Below are 3,392 nucleotides of genomic sequence, written 5' to 3'. Positions count from 1 at the left end.
CAAATTAAGTTTAAAATAGTTTAATATGATAATGAATTATTGTAACAATTTCATTTTTAAACTTACTTATAGAAAATACACTTGAGAGAAAAAAACTAATTACGAAAAACTTTTTAAAATAAATAAAAATGAGAAAAATTCTCCTTTGTGGATTGGCGATGTTTTCATTGTCAGTAACGGCCCAACAGAAAATATGCGGCTTTGATGAAACATTAAAAACTCAGGATAAACTTAATCCTGGAATGAGATCAGCTTTTGATAAGATCATTCAACAGATTCATACACAAAAGAAAAATGGAGCAGCTTCCATTTATAATAAAACAGTCAATGGTATTTATGAAATACCTGTAGTAGTCCACGTGATCTATCCCACAGGAGCAGCTGTAGGTAGTACATACAATAAGACAGATGCACAAATTCAAGCTTGGCTTGAACGTGCTAATCAGATGTATGCGGGAACTTATGCGTGGCCTTCTACTCCCACCGATTTCGGAACATCGGCTGCATTTCCTATCAAATTGGTTCTGGCAAAGAGAGATCCTAACTGTAATGCAACAACCGGAATCGTAAGATATGACGGAGGAAGTCTTCCGAATTATAATACGAGTGGAGTAAGACAGCAGACATCAACTGGAGCTACAACTACACAAGTTAAATCTATAGCGCCACATTGGCCTGAAGCCTCTTACTTTAATATTTATATTGTAAGTATGTTTGATGGAGATACTACTCCTAATGCCGGATTAATGGGTTGGGCAGCATTTCCTAATAATTTAGATACTAATTATGAATCCTTTATGAAGTCAGGCGTTGTTACGAATACTCATGATACTACATTGGCTCATGAGTTCGGACATGCAATGGGATTGTACCATACTTTCCAGGATGGTAACTATGCAGCACAGCCGGGAGATCCTGATTTCTGTCCACCTACTACAGGGGTATGTGAAGATGATGATGATATGGTCTGTGATACGGAAAGGGCAGGAAGTGGATATTTACTATGGCCGGTTCCTACCAATTCACAGCTTAATCCATGTACAGGCGTAAATTATCAGGGAGTACAATATAATATGATGAATTATTCCAATTCTGTAGCACAGAAATTTACAGCGGGTCAGGGAGATAGAATTGAAGATTTATTTATGTTAATAAGAAGCAGTCTTACTACATCTACAGCGGCTACTGATTTGCCAGCAACGCCGGTGAATACAACTCCTATTCCTGCAATATGTAATCCTACAGGAGTAAATAATCCAAGTACAACTTCAGCTTATCTTGCAGGTCCTACTTTTGTTAAATTGGGACAGATTGATAATTCATCTGCAGCTACATGGGCGGGGGCACCAGAATATTATGTAGATTATACTACAAAAGCATGTTTTACAACTTCTCATACACCGTTAGCTGTTAATCAGCAGCAGACTGTTCAGGTAGGATTCCTTCAGGCAACTTCTGTTAGTCAATCTATCCGTGTATGGATTGATTATAATAATAATGGAACTTTTGAAGCTTCCGAGCTAGTGGCTTCAGGTAATAATGTAGCTACAGATCCTAACGGATATGGAACATTTACAGGAACATTCACTCCTCCATCCACTGCTGTAATGAATACACCATTGCGTATGAGAGTGTTGGCAGATATTATTAGCCCTAGTTCATTTGCGCCTTGTGGACAATTAGGATATGGGCAGGTTGAAGATTATTCTGTTACTTTGGTAAGTTCTTTAGCTACAACTGAAACAAAAGCAGATAATGATGATTGGGCAATTTATCCTAACCCAAGTGTAACAGGTGATAAGATATTCATTAAGGCAAAAAATGCAAAAAATCTTAAAGTTGTTATTTCTGATATGTCCGGAAGATTAATTGCTACCCCTTCTTTGAAAGAAGAAAGCAACGGAACTTTCACTGTTAATCAAAGCCTTGAAAAAGGAATTTATATGGTTCAGATTTCTAGTGATAGTAAAACTAAAACATCCAAACTGATTATAAAATAATTATTTATTGTAATTCATAAAACGCCTCCTTTTCAGGAGGCTTCTTTATTTTACCTTACGGAATTTAAATGAAGGCTTAATAATGGTATTCAGAAATTTACCTTTTGATCTTGCTACCTTAAATTTATGGACAACATCAGCTGGAACTTTAAAATAATCATATATTGAACCCGACTGATAAATAATGCGAAGTATTTCAGTCTCAGGAAAATAAATGTAGTTATTGACGACGGAAGAAGGCATACTCTATATCAGTAAAAAATATTCCTTATAAAAAACACCTTTCAAAACTGAAAGGTGTGATATAAAAATTATTGATTCAAGCTGTCTTTAAAATTATCAATTCGATGTTCTGTTAAGGCATTGCCTTTTTCAATCTTTTCTTTAGAATATAATCGGAAATCATTTTCTGTTTTTTCCAGCAGATGATCATAAGGACCCACAGAAGAAATAAGCTTTACAAGGACAGGAGAAATTTCCAGACAGATAAATAATCCCATGATGAATGTAGCAGCCAATCCAATTATAGCAGAATTTTTTCCCAGCTCATCCAATGCCTGAAGTCTTGCTGCAAAACCATTAAAACGATCTTCAAAAGTCTCAGTAGATTTTCTTTCCGTTTCTAGATTGGTGTAAACTTTCGAAATTTCTTTATCGAGATAATCTAGCCTTGGGGCCATTTGTTTCTGATAATTTTCGAGATCTATTCTTCTCTGCTCTTTTAATTGCTGTTTGCGTTTAGCATTAGGTCCGAATCCTTCTTTTCCGCTGGTTAATCCTGATTGTTTTCCTAATATTTCTTTTTCCAATTCTACAGAAGCAGAATCGTAAGATTTTTGATACTGAGCTGTTTTTTCTGTGATCTGTTGTTTTTCAGTTTCAAAAGGTCGGGTTTGCTGAAGTATTCTCCCGTTCATTTCTCCCTGAAGCTGAGTTTTATTTCTTTGGATGATAGTATTTAATTGTTTATTAACCTCCTTTTCGAATATTTTAAGCTCCAGGGGTTTTGAAATAATGATTCCAAGGAAAGTTGCCAGGATCAGTCGCGGAATTGCCATGAGTATCTGGTTCCACCATGTTCCAGTTTTCTTTATGGAGGAAACAATATAACGGTCCAGATTGAAAATCATCAACCCCCATAAAATTCCAAAACCTACAGAGATGATTGTATCATCAAATACGGTATACATTGCATATCCTGCAGAAAGAGTAGCAAAGATAGCCGTGAAGAGTACAATTCCCCCGATCCCTGAGAATTTATTCCATTCACTGGGTGTTTTTCGTAAGATATGAATATTAGCTCCTGAACATATCATAAGGAATTGTTGGAACCAATTCATAGAATGATTTACTTGATTTATAGTTTGTTGCTTTTTTTCCATGATAGAAAAT

3 protein-coding genes are annotated in these 3,392 nt (G+C 35.7%); 1 reads left to right on the top strand and 2 read right to left on the bottom strand.

All coding sequences use genetic code 11. From position 1 onward, the window contains the following. Window positions 1-128 precede the first annotated feature (128 nt). Window positions 129-2,000, top strand: a complete 1,872-nt coding sequence (locus Q0A18_RS02070) for a GEVED domain-containing protein (protein WP_292008509.1) — start codon at window positions 129-131, stop codon at window positions 1,998-2,000. Between the two features lie 45 nt (window positions 2,001-2,045). On the opposite strand, the gene Q0A18_RS02065 is transcribed toward Q0A18_RS02070, so the two are convergent. Continuing rightward, on the bottom strand, window positions 2,046-2,243 hold the full coding sequence (locus Q0A18_RS02065) for a KTSC domain-containing protein (RefSeq protein ID WP_292008508.1): 198 nt from the start codon (window positions 2,241-2,243) through the stop codon (window positions 2,046-2,048). 68 nt (window positions 2,244-2,311) lie between these two features. After that, entirely contained in the window at window positions 2,312-3,382 is a 1,071-nt protein-coding gene (locus tag Q0A18_RS02060; protein ID WP_292008510.1) for a DUF4407 domain-containing protein, read from the bottom strand. Between the last annotated feature and the right edge of the window lie 10 nt (window positions 3,383-3,392).

This window comes from Chryseobacterium sp. (genome assembly GCF_022712095.1).
Lineage (GTDB): Bacteria > Bacteroidota > Bacteroidia > Flavobacteriales > Weeksellaceae > Chryseobacterium.
Note: the sequence above shows the minus strand (reverse complement) of the source record. Positions and strands in the feature narration are given on the sequence as shown.

What these genes read in the sequence shown, in the direction of transcription:
- Q0A18_RS02065 (WP_292008508.1), bottom strand. Translation starts at nt 2,243, where the DNA reads ATGCCTTCTTCCGTCGTCAATAACTACATTTATTTTCCTGAGACTGAA.
- Q0A18_RS02070 (WP_292008509.1), top strand. Translation starts at nt 129, where the DNA reads ATGAGAAAAATTCTCCTTTGTGGATTGGCGATGTTTTCATTGTCAGTA.
- Q0A18_RS02060 (WP_292008510.1), bottom strand. Translation starts at nt 3,382, where the DNA reads ATGGAAAAAAAGCAACAAACTATAAATCAAGTAAATCATTCTATGAAT.